Raw genomic sequence first — 24,896 nt, forward strand, 5'->3', positions numbered from 1 at the left:
GCTAATTGGTCTACGCAGTATGAGCAAGCGTCAAGTCAGTGTGATAGGCAGGGGCATTATAGGGCTGACAGTGGCTCAGGCCTTACTGGAGCGCGGATGGCAGGTAACTGTTATAGGTCCGCAGATAGTACTGGGCGCGGCGAGTCGCGCTGCAGTTGGTACCTCAACGCTCAAAGGCAATGTGGTTGCCCAGAACCCCTTCTTCGGTTTGAAAATATCAGGTCATCAAGGGTTGAAGCCTTGGTTGGAGCGCTTAGAGCGCATCTCTAACCATCGAATATCTAGAAATTTTGGCGGTGCATTTGAGCCTTTTCCAAGTGTGAGCTCTTACCGCCAGGTAAGAGAGCGAGTTTTCCACAGGCAATTCACAGGCTGCAAAAATGTTGCAGTGGTTGATGGCCAAGCCTTAAAGCAACTTTTTCCCCACCAATCAAAACTAAATAGTCAGGCAATCGGAGCGTTTCACTATTATCAGGACCTTTGGTTTGATCCCTCTGACACACTCGATGCTCTTGAGAGTTATTTGCGCCTCAGTGGCGTCAATTTTCTTGAGGGTTTAGTTCATTCCGTCGTACCGGCAATCGATAATGGTCTGCTAATTTGCCTATTTAATGGTCAAAGAATCCAATCGGAGGAAGCTGTCCTTGCTACGGGGGTTTTTGCTAATGAAATCCTGGAACGCTCTGGCTTTCAGGGGATGCGCCAAGACCTTGTCGAGGGGGAAACTCTGACTGGATCGCTCGAAGTAGACGATTTTATGACATTGAAGCTTGGTAAAATTAATCTCGTTATCGATGGTACCCGTTTCCTTTATGGATCCAGCTCTAGGTCTCAATCTGCTTTGTCTTTTTGTGCATCGAATGAGCAGTCCATAGAGATCTTGCGCCAAGAGGTTCAGAATTTGATCACGCCCTCGGTAATGGGCAGTGTTTGGGGTATTCGCGGCCGTTTTAAGTCAAGAACACCCGGTATTGGTTCCGTTGAATTTCCAGCCCCTATGCCGCGACGCCTTTGGGTGGCACTAGGTTTTTATAAGAACGGATTGCAGCTCGCCCACTTATTTGCCAATAATTTAGCCAGCTTGATGGATTTTTCCACATCCGTATCAACAGGTTTTCCACAGCCTATGTCAGCTTTGCGTGTTAATTTTGACTAGCTTGCGACGACCTTACTACGCTTTTTTGTGCAAACTTTGTTCAAGAGGCTTTTTTTTGCGCTTGCGTTGGACTGGGTGGTACATAGGTTCGCCGATGAGTACCTTGTCATTTTCTCAAAGAGTAGTTGTCACAATCACGGCCATAAGTTTGGTTGAGTGCGAATAGTCCTCTGATTTCGCTGGAGCGTTGACGCCTTTGAATAGGGCAATAAAGCTGATGTCTCCTCGGTGATCAACGTTTGGACTTATCGCAAATATGGGCGCTTATCCGAAATTTTAATCGGAAATGGATAAAATTTGTACTGATCCCGGCATTTTTTGCCGCCCCTTTTTTTGATCGGGGATCCGGGGCTGACTACAGCTAGCCAAATCCTTACCTAGATCTGCTCATTCCCTAGCTTACGCCCTCTGTGCCGATAGGACGCTGGGAGGTATAGGCTATGTTTTTAGCAATCGGACAAGCGAGTCGAGCGGCATATCATATGCTCGTCGCTCGTCGCCACAGTTAAACCTAGCGTCACGACCACTAAGGCCGTGGAGAGCTTATCATGGGGAGCGATAAGAGGATCCGCATCTCCTAGAAACTCGCGAACGCCCCGATCAAAATATCCAGAGCGAAGGACTTTTTAGTGAGTCCGAGGCCTTGTTGGAAGTCTGCCTGAGGGTCGGCAATACCTCTATCTTCGCCATCCACAACTTCGACGGAAACCGAATTCATTGGCGCAACTAGAGGAATGATCGCTGTAGATCCAAGAGAAAGACCGACGTGTTTTACAATTTGAAAATCTACGCGCGCTCCCGCTCTGAGAGAAATCAAACCAAGTTTTCCCGATCCCGTTATGATTGGTGTACCCTCGATGGTCGCGTCAGCAAGACTCAACTCAGCGAGCTGTTGGCTTGGCGCAGTGTCAGTTAGTTTTTTTGATTTAACAGACACGGAATACAAATCAAACCCGAGTCCACTGTAGGCATTGAATGCAAGTTTCTGGGAGACGTTTTTTCTCAGAAAGGTGAAGTCTGCCCATGCCCCAAATGCACTGCCAGATGTTTGGGTTGAGACATAGGGATCGGTTAGTTCTACTTCGTAGTTCGAGGAGAAGATTGTCGATTGAAAAACCTGGAATTTTCCGCCGATTGATAGTGCTTTTGTGCCGATCGGGATACCGATTTCGCCGGCAAAACCAATGTAAGATGGTGGCAATATTCCACTAGACAAGACGGACTCAGATTTCCAGATTGTTGTTGGGGTCTCGCCCTCAGGAGGCAAGTACGACAGCTGATTGTAACTAGCAGGTAGCATGATTGCAGAAGCCCAACCTACAGCGACCCGAAATGGAGCCTTTTTGCCGCTAGAAGTATCGGGACTAGACGACTCTGATTCCCCTCCTCCTGCATCTTTGCCGGTCATAAGCTCTAAGTTAGCTTTGGAACCTTTTTTAAGCTTAGCGAGCTCATTTTTGTTCGTAACCTTAACGATGATTTTAGTACCGCCCTTGACTTTCACTACGACGCCGCACGCCAATTTTTTCTTTTTAGGGCTCAATACACAGATTCGGTCCTTTGCATTAAAGCTCTCGTCAGGACTGACTGTTAAGGAGATCATGCTTTTCGATGCACTTACGGCATTTATAGTTGCCGCTCTAGCGCTCTGAATAAATACAGTCACTAAAAGAAATGCGAGTAATGAAAAATTAAGGATGATTCTCTTCATTTTGTCAAACGTCCCATGCGCCAATCCGTGATTGTGATCAACCAACCCTCTTTAACTTTTAATTGGTTAGTGATCAGCTTAGCTTGTAAATCTAAGGACCCATCTTCGAGTTTTTGTAGCATTTCTGGTTCGATCATCGCGGTTCCAGTATTGGCATTAAACACACAGTAGAGAGACCCGGAATTATTAAGATTGCCGATCTGAACGATGAAATAGGAGGGGTCTAGAAGTGTGTTGCCTACAGTCCAAGAAAATTTTAGGGGCTTTGAGGAATCGATGGCCAGCACTTCTACTGGTGTCAATAAAGATGGATTTTCTAGGCTGATGATTGATTTCGATTCTACCTCGACAGATAACAGCTGATTTATTGGCTGAACGGGGACCTCGACGTCCGTTCCACCATTTTGAAAAAGCAGAGTCCATCGATTCATTCCCACGTTGACGGACCCATAGCTGAGTTGAAGACGATTGCCGTATTCGAGATGAGACTTAGCGTTTGCCGCTGCAAAATCTCGGGTCACCAAATTTTGAATCGCTACATTTGGATCGGGGTGGCGAAAGTTGTTTTGCAGCTGAGGTAAGCCTTGATGACAGCCCATGGGTTGCATGATTTGAGTTTTAACCGTGGAGGCAACGAAGGCTTCTGTTGGCTGGTGACGAAAGATCTCGGCTGCCTTCAAAGGGACATCTAGACGCGCGATCATAAGGCTTTTCATGGAGCCGTTGGGATCCCCAACCACCATACTGGGTACATCAGCCGTCTCGCGCACACGTAGGACCGTAGCGCCACCCTCTTTCTGAGATGGCAACCAACTAAATATATTGACATAATAAAGTGTGTCCTGACGTAGTCCTGATATGCTTTCGACAAACGCCTGCCGCGGCTCGTTAGGACTGGAGCACCGAATCATGGTCGGGGCGGACTCGGTTGGGGTACGACTGGGATCTTGGGCGTAGATGGCAAGTTTACACAGTGCATCGGCAGAGGTTTTGAACTGTATTTTGGCGGTATCACCGTTTCCGGTTCGATCTAAAAATACGCTGTTACTCACAACCAGACTTGGCTGAGTCGCTGACCGGTTATCCCTGACCCTGGTCGTCATCCAGCTGCATGAAGTAGAAAAAAACAACAAGCTACCAATTGCTAACAAAGCAGATAGCCCATGAAGTTGCCTTGGCGCGCTATTGCCCATGCCTGTCCTAGAAGATTAAGGGATGCCCTAATTTTACCAGACTAATAGAATCATAGATATATTCGGCCTTGACCAATCACCGACCCAACACTAGGATCAAGTTCCGTCCAGACATAGCTAATGAGTGCTCACAACTTCCTGATATCCTGAAGAAAACAAGTATCCTTGAGGCCTCGATGAAAAGCCGAAATCGCACGAAGTTTATTTTTGTCACCGGTGGGGTCGTGTCATCCCTAGGCAAGGGTATTGTGGCGGCAAGCTGTGGGGCTCTCCTGGAAACACGTGGGTTGAAGGTGACGCTGATGAAGGCAGATCCCTACATCAACGTAGACCCAGGGACGATGAATCCCTCCCAACATGGTGAGGTCTTCGTGACTGAGGACGGTGCAGAGACTGATCTCGACATCGGGCATTACGAAAGATTCACCTCTGCCACCTTAAACCGACAGAATAGTTTCTCTGCTGGCCAAGTCTACGATGCCGTTTTGAATAAGGAGCGGCGCGGAGATTATCTGGGGGGCACAGTCCAGGTCATTCCTCACATCACGGATCAGATTAAAGAAAATATCTATAGAGTGGCTGCCGATGCCGACATCGCTATAGTTGAAATTGGTGGAACTGTTGGGGATATTGAGGGACTACCCTTTCTCGAGGCGATTCGTCAGATACGCTACGATCTTGGTGACGAGAATGTCCTTTATATCCACCTAACCTTGGTGCCTTACATTAAAGCGGCCAGGGAACTTAAAACTAAGCCGACCCAGCATTCGGTCAAAGAGCTAAGACAGATTGGTATACAACCAAACCTATTAATTTGCCGGTCCGACCAAGCGATTTCCAAAGAACTTAAGAAAAAGATCGCACTTTTCTGCAATGTAAAACCGGATTGCGTCTTCGAAGCCCAAGACTTGGATAGCATCTATAAGTTGCCCGTAGTTCTGCATGATCAGGGGTTTGATCAAGTCGTCGTAGACCTTCTGAACATCTGGACTGGTGCCCCAAATCTGTCTCATTGGCACAGAATTGTTGACACCTTAGATCATCCTCGGCACAACGTAAAAATTGGTATCGTCGGAAAATACGTAAATGTTTGGGACTCCTACAAATCCATTACGGAATCTCTAACTCACGCTGGAATTTACAACCACGCTAAAGTGGAAATTTCCCTATTCGACGCTGCCGAGGTGCATGAAAGTAACGTGGCCGACCTTCTTGATAGCTGCGATGGCGTTATTGTACCGGGTGGTTTTGGCGAGCGTGGTGTTGAGGGCAAGATGACGGCCATTCATTACTTACGCAGAAGCAAAAAACCATTCCTAGGCATTTGTTTGGGGATGCAACTTGCTGCCATAGAATTTGCGCGCAATAAACTTGGACTACTTAGTGCTAATAGCCAAGAGTTTGAGCCTAAGGCGCAAGATTTGATAATTCACATCATGGAGGACCAAAAGTCTGTCACTGCCAAGGGCGGGACCATGAGACTTGGGGGTTATCCTTGTGTGCTAAAATCTGGCTCAAAAGTACGACAATCCTACAATGTTGAAGTAGTTAGTGAAAGACACCGTCATCGCTTTGAGTTCAACAATCATTACCGCGAGGTGTTCGAGGCTCAGGGCATGGTCTTTAGCGGACTATCGCCAGATGGTAGTCTGGTCGAGGTAATGGAGCTAACAGATCACCCCTGGTTTGTGTCGTGTCAATTCCATCCTGAGCTTAAAAGTAAGCCCATGAGTCCCCACCCTTTATTCCGCGAGTTGGTAAGGGCGGCCTTAACTCATAAGCAGAAGCAGCAGGTATGATGTTGAACGATCACGAAGCGGAATGTGAACTTTGGGGTAAGCAGGTCCTTGTGGCCGAAGCGTCTGCCCTAGAGCTTGCTTCAAAACGTATTGGAAGTAGCTTTAGTGGTGCAGTCAGTACAATACTCGCAAGTAAGGGTAAGGTCATCGTCACTGGTCTTGGAAAATCAGGTCATGTGGGTCGTAAGGTAGCTGCTACGTTATCCTCGACGGGCACTTCGTCCATGTTCCTGCACCCTTCAGAGGCACTTCATGGGGATTTTGGTGCGATACAGTCCGGCGATTGCCTTATCGCTATTGCCTACGGAGGCGAAACTCATGAAGTGCTTGAGGTGGCTCGTTTTGCGCGGCGCGTGGGAGTACCTATTATTGCGCTTACCGGCCGCGGGGATTCCAGTCTTGGCACCTTAGCCCACCATCTTCTCGATGCATCTGTTGTTAAAGAGGCCGACCCGCTGAATCTTGCTCCTACTAGTTCCTCTACTGTTGCCATGGCGCTTGGAGATGCATTGGCGGTGGCATTGATGCGCGCTCGCGGATTTACCCCTCAGGATTTTGCCAGCCTACATCCCGGTGGCAGTCTAGGTAGGCGTCTCTCGTTGGTTCGTGATCATATGTTTTCTGGCGCATCACTGCCTAAAGTGGGTATCCATGCCGATTTTCATCGTGTCCTCGAATGTGTGACCCAGGACAACGTGGGTATCGTAGCTGTAGTTGATGATCAAGATTACCTGATCGGAGCGATCTCAGATGGCGATTTAAGGCGAGCCTTACTGAGACTCGATGCTTCGGCATTGCTGTGTAATGCGGGACAACTTATGTCTCCAAAGCCAAAGACAATCGGGGATAAGTCACTAGCAATAGATGCTGTAGCTATGATGAATCAGTACAGTATCAGTCGTCTTTTTGTATTAAGCGAAGACCAACCCGGACGTTTATCCGGGTTGGTACGGCTCCAAGATCTTTTGGCCGCGAAAATACTGTGACGATCCAGTAAGCTATTGAGATAGGATAGTCCCAGGTTTTGCTGGTCAATCGACTCAGGTTTTGCTTACCCGAGGACTTTTGTGGGAAAGAAGCTCGTCATCCTAGGATTCTTGCTGAGTTTCGCGTTCGCTATTTACGTCTTTATGACTCGTGAAACAAGCTCGATCAAGGAGAGGATAAACCGAGTTTCGTCTAAGGAACCACGCGTCGTACTAGAGGAGTTTATTGCCTATCGCTACGACGGTGATCAGCTGAAAGCCAAAATAACAGCCCACCTAGGTGAGTTCTTTGAGCCCAACGTTGTAGTTCTTGAGGGCGAGGTGAACGGCCGTCGGATCAAAAGTAAGGATGATATCGAGGAAATTCGCGCCGAGTCAGCCACGGCTTATTTCAAGCCTAGCAGTTTGACCAAGATGTTGGATCCTAGCCAGGCGAATGAGCTAGAGAGGGCTGAGTTGAGTGGGTTCGTGGAGGTCATGCTCCAAGAACATCAAATTATTACCGATTATGCTGAATTTATCGGCCGTGACAAATCAGTGCGCTCATCTCGACCCGTGAGAGTCGAGGGACCAGGACGGACTTTTATCGGTGAATCTGGCTTTGTCTACCAATTGGTGTCGCAAATACTCTCCATGCCAGGGAAGGTCAAAGGTGAGGTCGCTTATCATCAAGCCATCAATTAAAGCCGCGTTGAGCTTAGTTTTCGCTCTACAATGCTGGTTCGCAACAGGTCGAGCTGACATCGTAGATGAAGAGTTGCCTGCCAATTCCACGGATAAACGGGGTTTGAACCCTGAAGGTGTCGAGCCCTCGCCGGGGGAGGAACTCAAGGGAAGAGCGACTCAAGGCGCATCAAATCAGGCAAGTCAGATCAAGTCTCCACTACCGCATGCTAAAGAACAAAAATCATCGTCTACAACGACGGTTATTCCTCCAAAATCCGGCGGGCGATCGGTAAGTACAAAGCGACGTGCTGGCGCCGCAAAATCACCAGTACACTTTGAGAGCATGGGTCTCAAGGGACTTAGAGAGAAAGGAATGGTCGAGCTATCTCAGGATGTTTTGGTGACACAAGAAGACCTTAAACTTGAGAGTGATTACGCCCAGGTTTTTTTTGATGAAGCGTCACATGAGGTAACGAGAGTAGTGGCTCAAGGCCACGTTCGTATCAATGGTGTGGATCAAAATAGTGGCGAAAAATTTCGAGCATTAGGTGATCGAGCCGTATTTTTGAATAGCGAGCGCACGGTAGTCATGGACGGAAACGCCAAGCTTTGGCGAGGAGAAGATTCGGTGATCCGAAGCAAAAAGATTACGTATGAAATGAATACCGGCTGGGTAAGAGCCGATAGAGTTGCCGGGGAGGTCCAGACGGATAGCCGTGGAACTGAAACATCTAAAAACCCTCCAGTTACGACAAAAGGTACGGAGAAACGCAAGTGATTCCTGGTGAAACGGTCGATTCAACTTTGACTCAACTGAGAGCAGAACATTTAGAGCGCTCATTCAAGCAGCGCAAAGTCGTGAAATCGGTTTCATTTAGCGTGAAACAGGGCGAAGTAGTCGGTCTTTTAGGACCGAATGGTGCGGGTAAAACTACCAGCTTCTACATGGTTGTCGGTCTCCTTTATCCATCGGCAGGCAATGTTTACATGGGTGACGAGGAGATTACACACTTGCCGATGCACATCAGAGCACGCAAAGGCATAAGCTACCTACCGCAGAATATGTCTATTTTTCGCAAAATGACGGTAGAGAACAATCTTCGAGCCGTCATGGAGGTTTGTAAGATACCGCGTTCAGATCACGCTGAGCTACTCGACGAATTGCTAGGAAAATTTCAGATTCGCCATATAGCAAAGTCCATGGGCGCAGCCTTGTCTGGTGGGGAGCGACGACGGGTGGAAATTGCTCGTGCTCTCATTATCAAACCGAAATTTCTACTACTTGATGAACCATTCGCCGGAATTGATCCCGTCACGGTACAAGAGATTCAAGGGATTATTGGTAAGTTAAAAGATGAAGGTTTAGGAGTTCTCATTACTGACCACAATGTGCGAGAAACACTGGGTAGTTGCGATCGTGCCTATATCCTGTCAGGTGGGCAAATCATCGCCCATGGTTTACCAAATGAGGTGGCCGAAAATCCGATTGTGCGAGAAACCTACCTTGGCGAGCACTTCAAATTTTAATAGTTTCTGCTGAAATGTACGATATTTCCCTCTTTTTTTGTGAACAGCGCAAAATTGGAATTTTTTTTGCATGCGGACCCGGTCAGACTTTATGATATATGTATGACCGCCAACGATGCCTGCAAACTTTAGGCCAGGAACAACATGGCTTTTGAACTTAAACAGAGTCTCAAGTTAACCCAGCAATTACTCATGACGCCTCAGCTACAGCAGGCCATAAAACTGCTGCAGCTTTCACGGCAAGAGCTTGAGCAGTTCGTCGCAACTCAGGTGGCCGAAAATCCGTGTTTGGAAGAGGACGTAACCGAAAGCCCAGAGGAAGCGGCTCAAGTCGAGCGAGAGCGAGAGCGCACCGAGGAGCAGGTAATTTCGGAGTCGATACAGCAGGCAGGGAGTCTCGTTGATTCAACCGGTAACGATAACGACAGCAGTGAACTGGACTGGGATGCCTTAAATAGGTACCAGGAGCAAGCGCCTGCATCGGCTACAGCGGCTAAGAAAATGGCCGATGAGGAACTCCCAAATTACGAAAATATCATAAGCAAAGTTGGGACTTTGCAAGAGTATTTGTTGGCCCAAATAGGTGAGTTAGATTTTGACGATCAGGAGCTAAAAATTGCCTCCTTCCTGATTGGAAACATTGACGATCGGGGTTACCTAACGATTGCCCTTGAAGAGCTGGCAGAGGCGGAGTCTCTGGACCTTGAGCAAGTGGAGGGAATACTCGATACGATTCAGCGTCTTGATCCTAACGGTGTTGGTGCCAGGGACCTCAAGGAATGTTTGCATCTGCAGTTACGGAATAGTCATCTCAAAAACGGTGTTGTAGAGGCTATCGTTGAGAATCATCTGCGGGAGCTCGAAAATCGCAACTTTACGGCGATTGCCAAAGCCATGCAGATAAGCCTCGAAGAAGTGCTCGATAATGTTCACATCATCGCTGACCTAGAACCAGTGCCAGGCCGTCAGTTTGGAGCTAACGAGGCACAGTACATAACTCCCGATGTCTATGTCTTTAAGCTAGGTAACGAATGGGTTGTTAATCTAAATGAAGACGGATTACCGAAACTTCGGGTGAGTGATTTTTACTCGACGATGATGAGCGATAAGAAATCCAAGGGTGATGATAAAAACTACGTAGCCGAAAAAATGAAGGCCGCTGAATGGCTCATCAAATCGATCCGCCAACGTCAGCGGACGATCTTTCGCGTCACCGAGAGCATCGTTAAGCGTCAGCTAGATTTTTTTGAAAGCGGCGTAGAGTATCTCAAGCCAATGATTTTAAAGGACGTGGCTGAAGACATCAGCATGCACGAATCGACCATTAGTCGTGTGACAAACAACAAATATGTACACACCCCACGCGGCGTTTTTGAGCTCAAGTACTTCTTCAACAGCTCGGTGTCGCGTGCGGATGGGCAAGATATGGCAAGTGAGTCGGTAAAGAGAATGATCTCTGACCTTGTGAAAGTCGAAGATGCAAGGAAGCCGCTCTCGGATCAACGGATTGTTGAGATACTAGAAGAGCGAGGAATCCAGTTGGCGCGCCGCACAGTGGCAAAGTATCGTGAGCAGCTTCAAATTCTGCCATCAAGCAAACGCAAGAAGTATTTTTAGCGAAGGTTACTCGGATGTCAGCTGGAGCAGTGGTTATAGTCACCGGATTATCTGGGGCGGGCAATTCAACTGCACTCAAAGCCCTGGCAGATGCCGGGATGTATTGCATCGATAACTTGCCCATCGAGCTTATCGAGCCGACGATTGACTTGATGCAGTCCGGGCGTATTAGCGCTGAGCATGGTCTCGCCTTATGTATGGACGTGAGAGATCGAAGTTTTTCCGGTAAATTCCCCGAAATTCAGAGAACCCTGGCCCAGCGGGTTCGTGTGCAGACGATATTCTTAACAGCCGACTCTCCCGTTTTAGTTACTCGCTTTGGAGCGACTAGGCGTCGTCACCCACTACTGCGCAATGGCGAGACCCTCACCGAGGCAATTGAGCGCGAGCGTGAAATACTGGGTTTTGTCGAGGAGTGTGCAGACGTTGTTTTCGATACGTCCACCTGGAATCCTCAACAGCTAGTCAGAGCTGTCGAATCGCGACTAAGCATGGATTTACCGCCGCGACAGCTTAACGTAACTATCACCAGCTTTGGTTTTAAATACGGCCAGCTACAGCCCGTCGATATGATGTTTGACCTACGATTTCTCGATAATCCCTATTTTGTCCCTGAACTCAAAACGAAGTCAGGTCTTGATACCGCAGTATCCAGCTACATACTTAAGCAGCCCGAGGCGCAGGTCATGCTGTCAAAAATTGAGGAGCTGATGACATTTTTGCTGCCGCTTTACCACAAAGAGGGCAAGCACTATCTGCGGCTAGGAGTTGGCTGCACCGGTGGCCGGCATCGCAGTGTGTGCTTTGCCGAAACCATCGGCGCTCGATTTTTAGCTGCCGGGCATGAGGATGTAGTTATGACTATCCTTCATCGCGATATTGATCGATAGGATCGCAAGTACAGACGAGATTGCGATCACCATAGGCAGAATCAATTCTGGCAACAAATGGCCAGAACTTATTTGCACCCACCCATTTGGCGGGGTAAGCCGCTTGTTGGCGGCTGTACGGTCTGCTCCAGCTTTCCGCCATGACGCAAGCTGCCGTGTGCGGCGCGTGTTTAAGCGGGTTGTTATCCCGTGGCCACTGCCCGTCCTCGATAGCTTGAATTTCGAGGCGAATCGCATGCATAGCGTCACAAAACCGATCGATTTCAGCCTTGTCTTCACTCTCGGTAGGCTCGATCATCAGGGTTCCGGCGACCGGGAATGAAACGGTCGGGGCGTGGAATCCATAGTCCATCAGCCTTTTGGCAACGTCCTCCACCTCAATGCCCACCTTGGCCTTGAGCGGCCTCAGGTCAATGATGCATTCATGTGCGACTAGGCCGCTGGCGCCGCGATACAGCACAGGGAAATCTCTCTGAAGTTTTTTGGCAATGTAATTGGCGTTGAGGATTGCCACTTGCGTCGCCTCCGTCAACCCTCGAGCTCCCATCATCCAGATATACATCATGGAAATAGGTAAGATGCTGGCGCTTCCCCAAGGAGCCGCCGATATTGGTCCAGAGGCTTTATCACCACCACACGGAGCTAAGGGGTGACCAGGTAGAAATGGCGCAAGATGACCTTTCACTGCAATTGGACCCATGCCCGGGCCCCCACCACCGTGAGGTATACAGAAGGTCTTGTGAAGATTCAGATGGCATACGTCCGGACCAAATTCTCCGGGTTTGCAAAGACCCAACTGAGCGTTAAAGTTGGCGCCGTCCATATAGACTTGGCCACCGTGTTTATGAATCAGCTGGCAGATTCTAGTGATACTTTCTTCAAATACCCCGTGAGTTGACGGATAGGTGACCATGAGCGCCGCTAGATTGCTCGAGTGCTGCTCTACTTTTGCATTGAGATCTACCTCGTCAATATTGCCATTTGCGTCGCACTCGACGACGACGACTTTCATGCCAGCCATCACGGCACTGGCTGGGTTAGTCCCGTGAGCTGACTTGGGAATAAGACAAATATTACGATTATGTTGTCCGTTACTCAGGTGGTATTGGCGGATTACCAACAGACCAGCAAATTCTCCTTGCGCCCCCGAGTTAGGTTGCAAAGAGACCCCGTCAAAGCCGGTACATTCACGCAGAGCGCACTCTAGCTCTGCAAATAACTCTTGATACCCTAATGTCTGATTTTGTGGAGCAAACGGATGCAGAGAGTTGAAATCTGGCCAAGTGACGGGCATTAGCTCGCTGGTGGCATTGAGTTTCATTGTGCAGGAGCCCAGCGGAATCATGCTGCGCGTTAGGGATAAGTCACGCGACTCGAGCTGACGGATGTAGCGTAGGAGTTGAGTTTCGGAGTGATGGCTGCTGAAGACAGGATGAGTCAAAAAGGGACTAGTACGACTTAGTTTGCTGTCAAATCCCCAGTCGAGATTGTCACTAAGCGACGCGACCGAGACCTTGGCATCGGATCCCACTGCAGATGCAAAAACCTGTAGCAGCTCGTCAACGTCGGAAATCGTGACCGTTTCGTCGAGTGACAAAGCAACCGTGTGGACGTCTATGTAGCGTAGATTGATCGACCTTGCTTCGGCTGCGACCAGCACTTTTTTCGCGTCGGAGCTTAGGGGTACCGCGATGCTCAACGTATCGAAAAAGTTTTTGTTACCGATACAGTAACCGAGCTTCTTAAGGCCTTGTGCCAAGAGGCCGGTCAAGCCGTGAACGCGGCTGGCGATCGCCTTTAAGCCTTCAGGGCCGTGATAAACAGCGTACATACTGGACATGATAGCCAAGAGAACTTGGGCTGTGCAAATGTTGCTCGTCGCTTTATCCCGTCTGATATGTTGCTCACGAGTTTGCAAGGCCATGCGCAGAGCTGGTTTACCCTCGGCATCCTTGGACACGCCAATTAAACGACCTGGGATTTTCCGTTTATGTTCATCGCGTGTGGCAAAAAAAGCAGCATGCGGCCCGCCAAACCCCAGCGGAACGCCAAAGCGTTGAGCATTGCCGATGGCGATGTCTGCACCCAACTCACCCGGGCTTTTTAGTAGCGTTAAGGCCAGAAGATCGGTCGCCATGATTACCATGACCCCGGCCTCGTGAGCGGCCTTTATAAACGCAGAAGGGTCATCGATTTCGCCATAAGTTGTCGGGTATTGAAGTAGGACCCCAAATGGGGCTTCAGCAAAGTTTAACTTGTGATGATCGCCGACGACGACTTCGATTCCGAGAGGTTCAGCACGAGTGCGCACTACGGCAAGAGTCTGAGGGTGAGCGTCCTGAGAGACGAAGAAAACGCGGGAGCTCTCAGATTGACGAGAGGCAAATGCCACGCTCATGGCCTCTGCGGCGGCCGTGGACTCGTCTAGCAACGAGGCATTAGCAATCGGTAATCCCGTCAAATCGGCAATTACAGTCTGATAGTTTAGTAGGGCCTCGAGCCGCCCTTGGGAGATCTCTGCCTGATATGGAGTGTACTGAGTGTACCAACCTGGGTTCTCTAAAATATTGCGCTGGATCACAGATGGTGTGATGCAATTGTAGTAGCCCGTGCCCAAATAGGATTTAAATATCCTATTCTTAGAAGCCATGCCCCTTAACTTGGCCAAAGCTTTGGTCTCTGTCAGAGGAGCGCTCAATGTCAGCGGCTTCTGCACGCGAATACCGGCAGGTACTGCGGCATTGGTCAACTCATCCAAGGTAGCGTACCCTAGCTCCGTGAGCATCGCTTTGACTTCGGACGAACTTGGGCCTATGTGCCTTTTGGTAAATGACTCATGGTTTACCACGGCATCCTTGAGACTGGACATTTACGCTCCTATCGGCGGCAAGAGTGTCTTGATTAGATTCTCAGTGCGAACCGTCTGCGACAAAGGCTTCGTATGCCGCTGCATCTAGCAACGAGTCTGCACTGGGCGTGCCTTTGACCTCGAGTTTTACTAGCCAGCCATTTTTATAGGGATCTGACTGCAGGGATTCAGGATTTTCAGTAGCAGCCTTATTGATTTCAATAACTTTACCTGCGACGGGCATGTAGAGGTCTGAAACTGTCTTGGTGGATTCGATGGTGCCAAAAGCCGCACCAGCTTCAAAGGTATCGCCTACCTTTGGTAAATCGACATGCACGATGTCGCCTAATTGATCGATTGCGTAAGCCGTCACACCGACCTTAGCAACACTCGAGCTTAGCTCGATCCATTCATGGTCTTTGGTGTATTTCAAACCAACAGGAAATTCCATAGCGAGCTCCGAGCGCCAAGTGATTGAACATGGGACTTTTTAGAATAGGCCGAAAAGACCGCAATTATCCCTTAACCTTTGCCTTATATAGAGGTTTTTGGACAAAGCGTGCAAGTTTTCTTTTGCCACGAATGTCCACATGGACCTCGTCATTTAACGATGCTTTACCCCGAGTAATCAGGGCCATGCCACCGGCACCACCGATGGTTGGAAGAACTGATCCGCTAGTCACCACCCCGATTTTCTCGTCATTCCGGTAAATCTCCATGCCTGAACGGGGTATACCCTCGTCACTCATGACAAATGCGAACTGCGACCGCTTAGGCCCCGCCTCTTTTTGAGCGACCAGAGCACTGCGGCCGATGAAATCGCCCTTGGTGAGCCTGGTGGCCCAGGCGATCCCAGCTTCAAGCGGAGAGACATCATCATTCATATCGTTACCGTATAGCAGGTAGCATGCCTCCAGGCGCAAGGTGTTGCGGGCTCCGAGGCCAATGGGCTGAATACCACTGCGCGGCTGCGTTTCCATGAGTGCAGTCCAAGTCTTTTCGGCCAAGTCGTTGGGTAAGTAAATTTCGTAGCCATGCTCACCGGTGTAGCCGGTTCTAGCCACCAAGGCCACCATGCCGAAGAGTTTTATGCTCATAATGTCCATGTATTGGAGACTGCGGAACTGCGCAAGTTCAGCGGCGCCGATGAGGGCTTCGACAGCCGCAGCACTGTTGGGGCCCTGGACGGCGAGCTGGCTCCATTGATCGGACTCGTTGGCTACCTGAACGCCACCAAATTTCGCAGCTTGCTTCTCAATCCAGGCAAAGTCTTTAGCTGTATTGCTGGCGTTGACACAAAGGAGGTACTTATCAGACTTCAATCTATAGATGATGAGGTCGTCAATCATCCCGCCGTGCTCATGGAGCATCGCGCTGTATTGCCCAGAACCATCATCTAACTTACTGATATCATTGATAGTCAGATACTGAAGGAAGGCTCCAGCACGGACGCCGGTCACGATCACTTCGCCCATATGACTTACGTCGAAAATGCCGCAAGTCTCACGCACCGCTTTATGCTCCTGGAGCACGCTTGTGTAGCTGACCGGCATGAGCCAGCCCCCAAAGGGCACCATTTTGGCTTTCAGCGATTTGTGCACGGATACAAGAGGCGTTGTCAGGGCGTCGTTTGCAGAGGCCAAGGTTATTCTCCCAACCAGACGTGATAGTTAGTATCCCTACCTATAGACGATGCCATGAATAACCGCCAATTTTTTCCGGCGTTAATCCTGTTCAGTCCACGCAGCTGGCGACCGTCAAAAGTTTAGACGCCTCCCCTGACTTGTCTACGGCACAGGTACAGTTAAGTTCCTGAAAAACTTATGACCATTAACGGAACAGAATTTGCTTTAAACCTACCGACGCGGCGTTGTGCCGCTTCCTATCGGTGAATTTTCTCTCTGTTGCTGCTGTTATTTCTGCTGCTGAAAGGTTGTTGGCCATGTTCCGGAAATCATCCCCTCATCATCTGTTTGTCGCCCTATCTGCATTTGTTGCCCTGAGTTATTTTGTGTTGGCATCGCCAGCGCAAGCCGCTAGTGTCTATAACTGCTCGGTAAGTGGTGGTATTTGCGTCGTTAAAGTGGAGGAGGGCATCATCGGCGACCGAGTAAAAGTCATGGACGAGAAGGCTAGGGTCATAGCTTACGGTAGAATTACGAAAAGGCGCGGTTACTACGCGCAGGTTGCAATCACCAATGCATTCAAGACTATCCGTAAGGGCTATCCAGTCATTATCGACCTAGAAAATCGCGACAGTAACATGCAATGGGCGGCCTCGTTCTCCCGCCATTAAAAGATTTAGATGAGTGAAACGAAGCCAGCTGCGCCCCAACTTTCAGTCGTACTGATCACCCTGAATGAAGAGGCGCGGTTGGCTTATTGTCTTCGCAGTCTCCCCCGAGAATGCGAAATCGTAGTCCTAGACTCCTCAAGCACCGATCGCACGGTCTCAATAGCTAGAGAGCACGGTGCTCGGGTAGAGACCAGGGATTTTGATGATTTTGCACGCCAGAAGAACGCCGCTATGGCCCTGGCAACGCGTCCCTGGGTACTCTCTCTGGACGCAGACGAGGTACTGACGCCAGAGCTACGATTGGCTCTCGCAGAAGTCACTAACGCCAACAATAAGGCGGCTGCTTTTCGCCTTACGCGGAGACTGGTTTTTCAAGGTAGGCACCTTCGTTTTGGAAAGGCTGTAGATCACCCTATCCGCCTCATAAGGCGCGGCACGGGACAGTTTGTATCAGCGATTCACGAGCGGCTTGAAATTCACGGCACTGTCGACGCATTAGCGGGCGACCTTCTTCATTATAGTTACAGCGACTTAACTGATTATTTCAATCGCTTCAATCGCTACACTAGCCGTGTTGCGGAGAATCATTATGCACTTGGGCACACTATGCCTTTGGGCCTTAAGCATTGGCTGCGTCCATGGACGGAGTTTTTTTACCGTTACATTTTGAGGCTCGGTTTCTTAGACGGCTACCCGGGGTATACCTACGCCCTAGTCAGTAGCATGTATACCTACATCAAGTATGCCAAACTGAGAGAGCTGCTAATTCGTAAGAGCTCGCCGTGAAGAGACTTTTTTGGCATTTCTTGTCGAATCGATGGAATAGCGCCATCACGGAATATGCAATCAGTTGTGCCAGGGCGACTATGCAACTGGGTGCCGAGGTTCAGTTCTTTGCGCGGATAGGATCACCAGCCGCTGCACGGACCGAGGCTCTCATGCCAACAACAAGCTTGCCACGCTTCGATATTAGGAGTCTGCCCACGCTAATTGCAGCTGCGCGGCGCATTAAACCAGCGGCCATCTTTACCTACGGCGGACCGGAAACTGTACTAGCGGCAATTATTGCACGCCTAGCTCCAACGAAAATTATTCGGTTTCGTGGCGAAGCTGTAAGGTCATCCTCACATACTTACAGGTGGCGTCAGCGGACGAGTCTTGATCATTTGGATCTGGTGCTCGCACCAAGTCAGAGACTTGCCTTTGAGCTTTCAGCATTGGGAGTGAAAACCCCGGTCGAAGTCGTGACTTTGGGGTGTGATACTACTAGATTTTATCAATCGCTAGGTTCCCCCGTCTCAAAGGCTGAGCGCCCCAGGATTTTAGTTTTCGGTCGTTTTGATCCGGTCAAGGGTCATGCAACCATGATTCAAAGGATGGCGCATATTTTGGCTTTATGGGGCCAAAAACCAAATAGACCGGCACTGCATATTGTGGGGGAGCCAGCCAACGTGACCGTGAGTGAGCTGGAGCAGGAGACGCGTCAAGCCGGCCTTACCGTCGGTACCGATGTGGTCATTTCGTCCTCACGAATTAACGACGTGGCAAGTCTTTTGGCGTCGTCAGCTCTGGGGGTGGTACCAAGTTTAGGTTCCGAAATTATCTGCCGTGTGGCCCAAGAGTTTTTATTGTGTGGCACTCCAGTGGCCGTATCTGGCGCAGGTTCACTTCCCGAAGTTCTTTTTGAAGATGCAGGGTTCACTTTTGATGGTGAAGACCCAAAAGCAGATTTAGATCACTTTATAAATTGGACGTTGCGCAGCGCTAACGAGACACATCAGCGGAAAGCCGCTAGAGCAGCTGCAGCAAAAGAGCGCTTTTCTTTAGAGGCCATGGCAACAAGACTTGATCAGGTTTTCAAGACTCACTTTGGCTCAGACTTTATATAACCCACACTATAGTGCGTGGCTGCTGCCGAGCCAACGACGTGGTTTCGCACCATCAGCCTTATCGACTAGCCCACGCAGCTCCATGTGTTCGACGATGCGTGCTGCACGGTTATAGCCAATTTTGAGTTGTCTTTGCAAAAACGAGGCACTGATTGTCCCCTGGTTCCTGGCTATGGCCACCGCTTCTTCCCATTTAGGATCCTCTCCCTGGGCGTCCATATCAACGGATCCGCTATCTTGATCCTGTTGACGTGCGTATTCGTCATCGATCCATGCAATAATTGAGTCGTCATAGTGAACGGGAGAGGTGGCCTTGACGGCTGCTACTAAATTCAATACTTCTTCATCGGTAATGAGCGCTCCTTGCAGCCTTTCAAGTCGACCGACGCCGGGTCGCTGAAGGAGCATGTCACCTTTGCCGAGAAGTTTTTCTGCCCCAATTAAATCAAGTATGGTGCGACTATCGTGTTTGCTGACAACTTGGAAGGCGATCCTGCACGGTAAGTTGGCTTTGATAACACCAGTAATGATGTCGACCGAGGGGCGCTGCGTGGCAAGGACCATGTGAATGCCGCTGGCTCTCGCCTTTTGGGCGAGACGCTGGATTGACGATTCGACATCCTTGGGAGCCGTCATCATGAGATCTGCTAGTTCGTCGATGACGAGCAAAATAAAGGGTAGTTTTTCTAGGTTTTCCTCGCCCGTTGCATGTTTAAGTTCAGCGCGCTTATCATCAGTAGCCTTCGCCCAGAGTTCGTTGAATCCAGCTATGTTGCGTACAGATGCCTGTTGCATGATTTTATAGCGCCGCTCCATTTCGGCAGCGGCCCACTTAAGTGCTAGGGAGGCCTTAGTCGGCTCAGTGATGACCGGCATGAGCAAATGCGGAATACCCTCGTAAATCGAGAGCTCAAGCATCTTAGGGTCAACAAGAATCATCCGTACATCCTCAGGGGAGGCTTTCATGATGATACTGCACAGCATCGCATTGATGCCTACCGATTTACCGGAACCAGTCGCTCCGGCCATAAGCAAGTGAGGCATAGTGCTAAGATCAGCGCACATTGGCTGGCCGTTTATCGATTTCCCCATGCCAAATGTGAGTGGAGAGAGGCTATCGGTAAAGGCGCTGTTGGCTAGTACATCCCCGAGGTAAACAGACTCACGTTTGCTGTTTGGTACTTGAACGCCAAGTGCGCTTTTGCCGCGCACGGGATGAATAAAGATTGAATCAACTTTAAGTGCTAGGGCTAGGTCGTCAATCAGGCTTACAACCTTAGCCTGTTTAACACCGGCATCTGGTTGGAATTCAAAAACAGTTACAACTGGACCCGGTTGATAACCGACGATTTGCCCCTGGACTCCAAAGTCTTCAAAAGTCTTAACCAGCAATGCCGCTGTTGTTTCAAGGTCGTTGACTTGAATTGAACTTGTGGAAGTGGCTTCAGATCTTTGAAAAACAGAGAGTGGTGGGCGTACATAATTCGAGCTCGCCTGGACATCTGGATGGGGACGAGCAAAGGTGTTTGATCCGAAGTCGGCAAACTTACTTGCTATGTCTCCTTGGTCGGTGGAGTTCATCGGGGCACTTTGTTGTGGCCAGTCGAACAGTTTAACCGTGTCCGTGACGTGCGGTGGATCCACTGCAACCGTATCTCTCTCGCTAGTGGTATTAACTACCTTTAATGTTGGAGATTTTGCGGTCCTCCAATTGGCCCATGATGCACTGAGTGTCTTTCCTAATGGTCCAAAGATAGCACGTCGACCCAGCATTAAAGCGCTTGCTGCAGTTATTGTTGTCATGGTGATCCAACCACCAACGCGTCCCATCCATTTGATTAAATAGTAAGAAATACTGGCACCGATGACGCCACCACCGGGTAAGGCGAAACCGTGCCATCTGTAGACCGGAAGCCTGAGTGATAGCGTGCTACATATTCCTATTACTGCAAGGGTCCAGCCTAAGACTCTTGAATATGCTAAGGCGCTAGATTTGCCCCTAGCAATGAGAATAGCGCTAGTGACAAAAGGGACGGCCATCAGCCACGAGGCCGCTCCGAGGCCATAGAAGGCCAGGGCTGCTAAATTCGCCCCAAAAGTTCCAGCTAGGTTATTTGGGCTCGTTTCTGGCACTACAACCGTGAACCAGGAGGGATCCATCGGCGCAAAACTAAACAAGGCTGTTAAGTAATAGGCACTGCTACCAAGAACAATGACTAGAAGCAGTTCACGCTGAAATCGATGTTCAGGAAAAAAAATGCGGGCGAGTTTGTTTATCGCAGGCGTAAAAATACCAGAGTGCTCGCCAGACGACGCCTTGGACATGGAGTTTGCTCCCTTCGGGGACTTAACGATGTAGAGGATGAGTGGAATATCTGTGAGAGGCCTGGGGATAAGCTAATTATACCTAAGCTGGGCAGAAATTGCACAAATCCTCTAACTGGGAGCAACTAGCTTGCTAGCACACTTAGTTCATGTGTTCTTTACTGTAGCTCCGCCATAGTTTGAGAGCTCTTTGGTATAAAACAAATAAAAGATGTCTTTGACCTATGGGCATAGCGTCAATAACACGCACCATGGAATCGAGATCATGGCAGCAAAGGATCTCCATCACGTTTTCTTCTATGTGAGAGAGGCTTGCGAGTTCTGTTAACTCATAAGTTGATTTTAGCGACTCGAAGAGCTCTACGTCTGATCTTTGGAAGAGCAAGTGATGGCCACGCATCGCTTCTTGGTAAATGACTTGCCAAAGTGGTGGTAGCTCAACTCCAGAATAATTTTGTTGGATGAGGTTTTCGAGCAGCGGGGACGAGGGGCGCATCAGCAGGAACTCCGGGGGAATGGGATGGGGGCAGCAGGAATGGGTAGAAAGAAGGTTGGCGGTAATAACCGCGTTGATGCCACCATGTGCAACTAATGAGCCATCGGGCTTTCTAATGTTAAGCGTCTGAAATAATGAGATTTTCGTGCCGTCCCTGGTGGTGATTCCTGGAACGAGCGACCAGATAGTGATCAGTTGTCTAGGTTTTAAAACAGCGTCGGTTGGTCGTTGACGAAAAGAGGTTTGACGGTGACCCCGATGTTGGCGAGCTCCGCTGCATAACGCTTAGCAAATTGCCCCATGACGTAGACTTCTTTGGGGCCTACGGCAGTAATGATGTCGCGCATTTCTGGCCCGTCGAAAGATGTGCCGAGAACAAATCGTTCAGCGACTTGGCGGCTAGACCCCAACGAAATAGTCTCGTCGAGTACCCCTTGTACGCCTAGGATTGGGGCTTCGGGTAGGTTGCTTACACGGCTGTTGCCGATGTGACCTCGGATGGGAATGAGTGTGACTTTTTGTTTAGCGTATTTACGGGTGAATCTGGTGTAGGGACCAATCTTGGATCCGGAGTCTTCGTAAACCTTGTTTATCTTCGCAATAACGTCATGCACCGCAACCGGGATCTCGTGGTCGGTGAGTAGTTTGGTTATTTCCTGTGCGGTGCCAACAGGGTCACAGAGAATAATTGGATAAACACCATGTTTCACCATACTTTGTACGGTTTCAAGTAGTCTGTCTTTCTCGCGTTTGCGATTTGGTAAGGCTAGATTTGGATCTGCCTGAGTCGGCGCGAGAACCAGAGTGTGCGCCTTTTTGAGCTGCATCTGCCTCACAGTAGGGACGCGCTGGGGTTGCAGATTCGGCGCATAAAGTAGGCGACCGCCATCGACCTCAACATAAAGAGACGCTCCACCTAGGACACAACCAGAGGGCAGAAGCTCCATGCGCAGACGTCCGATCGAAAACGGACGGTTGTACTGGCAGACCAAGGCATTCGGCTTTCGTCGAAACGCTTCAAGTATTCTTACCGTTTCGGCAGTGGCGATGACTTGCGGGACCTTGGGATTACTTTCGAGGTCAGGGGTGGAGATGAATGATAATTCCCCATTAGCCTGGGCATCGAACCATAAAATGGAGTCGGCCAGGTGCAAACCATCCTCGGTCTGCTTGACCTGGATGGTGCTCGATTTGGTTCCGCTCTTCTTTATCACCTGGGAAAGGCTCCAGAGCAGCATCAGCAATTCGTCGTTACTACTGGCTTATAGTAAACGTAAATCGCTGCGTCAAGCTAGCGAGTTTCCTGAAATTTTCACGGAGCTAGCCCCCCTGATTCGGGCGTTTTCCACCGGCGTAACGACTGTAGTAGGTCATGTGCCAATAGAACTCGTGAAAAGGTGTGACCCCTTCTAGGGAACCGTTATTTAAGTTCCTGTAAAGATTGATATAATCAAGGTACCTGTGTGTTATTTTTGCAAACTCAACACGGCGCGAGGTAAAGCTCATACCCATACCTTCAGCCCTCCGCACCAGGGATCGGCAATTATTGCCGAGGGCTTGAGAGCGTTGCATCGACTTGGGTGCGACCGGTCTGTTATGATCCGGCTCGCCACGCGCAGGGGATTGGTAGTATTTAGGAGTTAACTGTATGAACTGGTTGCCTTTTATCACGGCTGCGGTAGTGATCGGTTTGGGCTACCTGCTTTATACTTGGCAGCGGCAAAGACAGGTTTCGGGGGCACAGGCGTACCGTAAGCGGTTCCTGCAGGTGGTGACGCAGCTGGAAACGGTTACCAAGGGCGTCACGGATATCGGCAACTCGCTGCAAACACTTCAGGTGCGGCTAGGAACCCGTTATCCCTCGTGGATAAAACTGTTTGACTATTACGAGGCGACCCTTGCTCTCTGCGAAACAGTTCTAATCGCCACGCGCAAGCTGGAGCCCTTTGGCACCTCGCCCAGCGCCCTCGATTCTGTGCTGTTTCTCATTCGCGATTTGAGGGAACGAGTCGGCCGCCTTGAGCTTGTCGTGCGGCAGATGATTGGTGGTGAACTCCCAGATTTGGGCATATTGCAGGTGCAAGCTGATGGCCCACTCACGTCTGTGGTTAAAGGTTGCTATTTCTGCTCACGCCCGGTGATTGCTGATAAACAAACTGAAGTGAGAGTCCGCCTAGACGGGCAGTTACGACAAGTTCACGGTTGCAAGGTATGTCGTGATGAGCTTACCTCGACGCGTAAGGTCAAAGTATTGCACTTCATGATTGAGGGACAGCCTGTGCATTGGTCGCAGGTTAATGATTATAGGCCGAACGAGGATTTTTGGAGCATTAATCAAGAACAATCTGATGTTACAAAAAGACATTTAGTTTTGGTGACGTCCCATACTGAAGCCGGGCCGGTAGAATGACGATAGTTGCTAGGTCAACGTGGTAGATTCCACTACCACGACGAGTTACCCGAATAAGGAGGAGATACAGATGAAAGATCCAGTTCGCATTGCCGTTACCGGAGCAGCGGGACAGATAGGCTACAGCCTGCTCTTTAGACTGGCTTCGGGCGAAGTTTTTGGTGAAGACACTCCAGTAGAGCTCAACTTGGTCGAGCTGCCCGCCGCTATCAAAGCAGCCGAAGGCACGGCTATGGAACTCGAAGATTGTGCATTTAAGACGCTGAAGAAAGTTAACATCTGCGATACTCCAGAAAAGGGGTTCGATGGCGTTAACTGGGCTCTGCTCGTTGGATCGAAACCACGCGGTCCGGGTATGGAGCGCAACGACCTGATCCGCGACAATGGTCACATCTTTGTAGGTCAAGGCAAGGCCCTTCAACGCGCAGCCAGCAACGTTAACATCATTGTCGTGGGAAACCCTTGCAATACTAACGCGCTTATCGCCCAGCATAATGCCAAAGATATCCCGGCAAACAGATTCACCGCGATGACTATGTTGGATGAGAATCGTGCCAAGTTTCAGTTAGCCAAAAAGGCCGGAGTTGATGTTCGTGAGGTAGGCAATCTGGCCATTTGGGGTAACCACAGCTCCACGATGGTGCCAGACTTTGAGAACGCGCTGATCGGAAAGCGTAAAGTAACCGACGTTATTAAAGAGCGCGCATGGCTTGAGGGTGAGTTCTTCACCACGGTACAAAAGCGCGGTGCGGCGATAATCGAGGCACGTGGTAAGTCGTCGGCAGCATCGGCCGCTGGTGCCTGCATCGACCAAATCAAAAATCTCTTGAAAAAAACACCAGCGGATCACTGGTTCTCAATGGCGGTAACCAGTGACGGCAATCCTTACGATGTGCCGCCTGGTTTAATTTTCTCTTTCCCAGTTCGGTCGCTTGGCGACGGCAAGGGGTATGAGGTCGTCAAAGGCGTTCACCTAACCGATTTCATACGTAAAAAGATAGCTCTTACCACTAAAGAGCTGACGGAAGAGCGTGAAGTCGTCAAGGCTATGCTCACCAAGTGATAGGCGTATAAGTTGCGAGGCATT

General features: G+C 49.7%; 21 protein-coding genes. 13 read left to right on the top strand and 8 right to left on the bottom strand.

The annotated features are described in order from the left end of the window. The first annotated feature begins 19 nt into the window (after positions 1–19). The gene (locus tag FJ146_03640; protein ID MBM4251040.1) at positions 20–1,156 is read left to right on the top strand and encodes an FAD-binding oxidoreductase; all 1,137 of its coding nucleotides are present in this window, start codon (positions 20–22) and stop codon (positions 1,154–1,156) included. A 577-nt stretch (positions 1,157–1,733) separates the two neighbouring features. On the opposite strand, the gene FJ146_03645 is transcribed toward FJ146_03640, so the two are convergent. Both FJ146_03645 and FJ146_03650 read right to left on the bottom strand, forming a co-directional pair. Next, a complete protein-coding gene (locus tag FJ146_03645) occupies positions 1,734–2,867 on the bottom strand; it encodes a hypothetical protein (protein ID MBM4251041.1) in 1,134 nt (377 codons plus the stop codon). Beyond that, positions 2,864–3,919, bottom strand: a complete 1,056-nt coding sequence (locus FJ146_03650) for a hypothetical protein (protein ID MBM4251042.1) — start codon at positions 3,917–3,919, stop codon at positions 2,864–2,866. Before FJ146_03650 ends, FJ146_03645 begins: the two co-directional genes overlap by 4 nt. Before the next feature lie 317 nt (positions 3,920–4,236). On the opposite strand from FJ146_03650, the gene FJ146_03655 reads away from it, so the two are divergent. From FJ146_03655 to rapZ, 7 genes are all read left to right on the top strand, one after another. Next, on the top strand, positions 4,237–5,859 hold the full coding sequence (locus tag FJ146_03655) for a CTP synthase (GenBank protein ID MBM4251043.1): 1,623 nt from the start codon (positions 4,237–4,239) through the stop codon (positions 5,857–5,859). Beyond that, positions 5,856–6,845: a KpsF/GutQ family sugar-phosphate isomerase gene (locus FJ146_03660; GenBank protein MBM4251044.1), complete on the top strand. Its 990-nt coding sequence runs from the start codon at positions 5,856–5,858 to the stop codon at positions 6,843–6,845. Before FJ146_03655 ends, FJ146_03660 begins: the two co-directional genes overlap by 4 nt. A gap of 81 nt (positions 6,846–6,926) precedes the next feature. Then, entirely contained in the window at positions 6,927–7,529 is a 603-nt protein-coding gene (locus tag FJ146_03665) for a hypothetical protein (protein MBM4251045.1), read from the top strand. After that, positions 7,498–8,289, top strand: a complete 792-nt coding sequence (locus FJ146_03670; GenBank protein ID MBM4251046.1) for a hypothetical protein — start codon at positions 7,498–7,500, stop codon at positions 8,287–8,289. Before FJ146_03665 ends, FJ146_03670 begins: the two co-directional genes overlap by 32 nt. Before the next feature lie 26 nt (positions 8,290–8,315). Next, positions 8,316–9,038, top strand: a complete 723-nt coding sequence (lptB, locus tag FJ146_03675) for an LPS export ABC transporter ATP-binding protein (GenBank protein MBM4251047.1) — start codon at positions 8,316–8,318, stop codon at positions 9,036–9,038. Between the two features lie 144 nt (positions 9,039–9,182). Then, positions 9,183–10,655, top strand: coding sequence for an RNA polymerase factor sigma-54 (gene rpoN / locus FJ146_03680; protein MBM4251048.1), 1,473 nt, complete (start codon positions 9,183–9,185; stop codon positions 10,653–10,655). 14 nt (positions 10,656–10,669) lie between these two features. Then, positions 10,670–11,545: an RNase adapter RapZ gene (gene rapZ / locus FJ146_03685; protein MBM4251049.1), complete on the top strand. Its 876-nt coding sequence runs from the start codon at positions 10,670–10,672 to the stop codon at positions 11,543–11,545. On the opposite strand, the gene gcvP is transcribed toward rapZ, so the two are convergent. The 3 genes from gcvP to gcvT form a co-directional block, all read right to left on the bottom strand. After that, positions 11,517–14,414: an aminomethyl-transferring glycine dehydrogenase gene (gene gcvP, locus FJ146_03690; protein MBM4251050.1), complete on the bottom strand. Its 2,898-nt coding sequence runs from the start codon at positions 14,412–14,414 to the stop codon at positions 11,517–11,519. The two genes, rapZ and gcvP, sit on opposite strands and share 29 nt — an antisense overlap. Positions 14,415–14,454: 40 nt before the next feature. Further along, positions 14,455–14,844 (bottom strand): glycine cleavage system protein GcvH, encoded by a 390-nt coding sequence (gcvH, locus tag FJ146_03695; protein ID MBM4251051.1) that lies wholly within the window; start codon positions 14,842–14,844, stop codon positions 14,455–14,457. Between the two features lie 64 nt (positions 14,845–14,908). Next, positions 14,909–16,036: a glycine cleavage system aminomethyltransferase GcvT gene (gcvT, locus tag FJ146_03700; protein MBM4251052.1), complete on the bottom strand. Its 1,128-nt coding sequence runs from the start codon at positions 16,034–16,036 to the stop codon at positions 14,909–14,911. A gap of 299 nt (positions 16,037–16,335) precedes the next feature. On the opposite strand from gcvT, the gene FJ146_03705 reads away from it, so the two are divergent. The 3 genes from FJ146_03705 to FJ146_03715 are packed head-to-tail and all read left to right on the top strand — an operon-like array spanning position 16,336 to position 18,578. Continuing rightward, the gene (locus FJ146_03705; GenBank protein ID MBM4251053.1) at positions 16,336–16,689 is read left to right on the top strand and encodes a hypothetical protein; all 354 of its coding nucleotides are present in this window, start codon (positions 16,336–16,338) and stop codon (positions 16,687–16,689) included. A 9-nt stretch (positions 16,690–16,698) separates the two neighbouring features. Further along, the gene (locus FJ146_03710; protein MBM4251054.1) at positions 16,699–17,475 is read left to right on the top strand and encodes a glycosyltransferase family 2 protein; all 777 of its coding nucleotides are present in this window, start codon (positions 16,699–16,701) and stop codon (positions 17,473–17,475) included. Continuing rightward, positions 17,472–18,578 carry a glycosyltransferase gene (locus FJ146_03715; protein ID MBM4251055.1) on the top strand — a complete coding sequence of 369 codons (1,107 nt, stop codon included), beginning with the start codon at positions 17,472–17,474 and terminating at the stop codon, positions 18,576–18,578. Before FJ146_03710 ends, FJ146_03715 begins: the two co-directional genes overlap by 4 nt. A 6-nt stretch (positions 18,579–18,584) precedes the next feature. On the opposite strand, the gene FJ146_03720 is transcribed toward FJ146_03715, so the two are convergent. The 3 genes from FJ146_03720 to FJ146_03730 all read right to left on the bottom strand — a co-directional run bounded on the left by FJ146_03720 (position 18,585) and on the right by FJ146_03730 (position 22,613). Next, positions 18,585–20,903: a hypothetical protein gene (locus FJ146_03720; GenBank protein ID MBM4251056.1), complete on the bottom strand. Its 2,319-nt coding sequence runs from the start codon at positions 20,901–20,903 to the stop codon at positions 18,585–18,587. A 142-nt stretch (positions 20,904–21,045) separates the two neighbouring features. Next, entirely contained in the window at positions 21,046–21,399 is a 354-nt protein-coding gene (locus FJ146_03725) for a hypothetical protein (GenBank protein ID MBM4251057.1), read from the bottom strand. A gap of 206 nt (positions 21,400–21,605) precedes the next feature. Then, positions 21,606–22,613, bottom strand: a complete 1,008-nt coding sequence (locus tag FJ146_03730; protein ID MBM4251058.1) for a hypothetical protein — start codon at positions 22,611–22,613, stop codon at positions 21,606–21,608. A 434-nt stretch (positions 22,614–23,047) separates the two neighbouring features. Between FJ146_03730 and FJ146_03735 the strand changes: the two genes are divergently transcribed. Together FJ146_03735 and FJ146_03740 are read left to right on the top strand one after the other, a co-directional pair. Beyond that, entirely contained in the window at positions 23,048–23,809 is a 762-nt protein-coding gene (locus FJ146_03735; protein ID MBM4251059.1) for a hypothetical protein, read from the top strand. A gap of 70 nt (positions 23,810–23,879) precedes the next feature. Beyond that, positions 23,880–24,872 carry a malate dehydrogenase gene (locus tag FJ146_03740; protein MBM4251060.1) on the top strand — a complete coding sequence of 331 codons (993 nt, stop codon included), beginning with the start codon at positions 23,880–23,882 and terminating at the stop codon, positions 24,870–24,872. Positions 24,873–24,896: the final 24 nt, after the last annotated feature.

It is taken from the genome of Deltaproteobacteria bacterium, assembly GCA_016874735.1.
Classification (GTDB): Bacteria; Bdellovibrionota_B; Oligoflexia; order Oligoflexales; family CAIYRB01; genus CAIYRB01.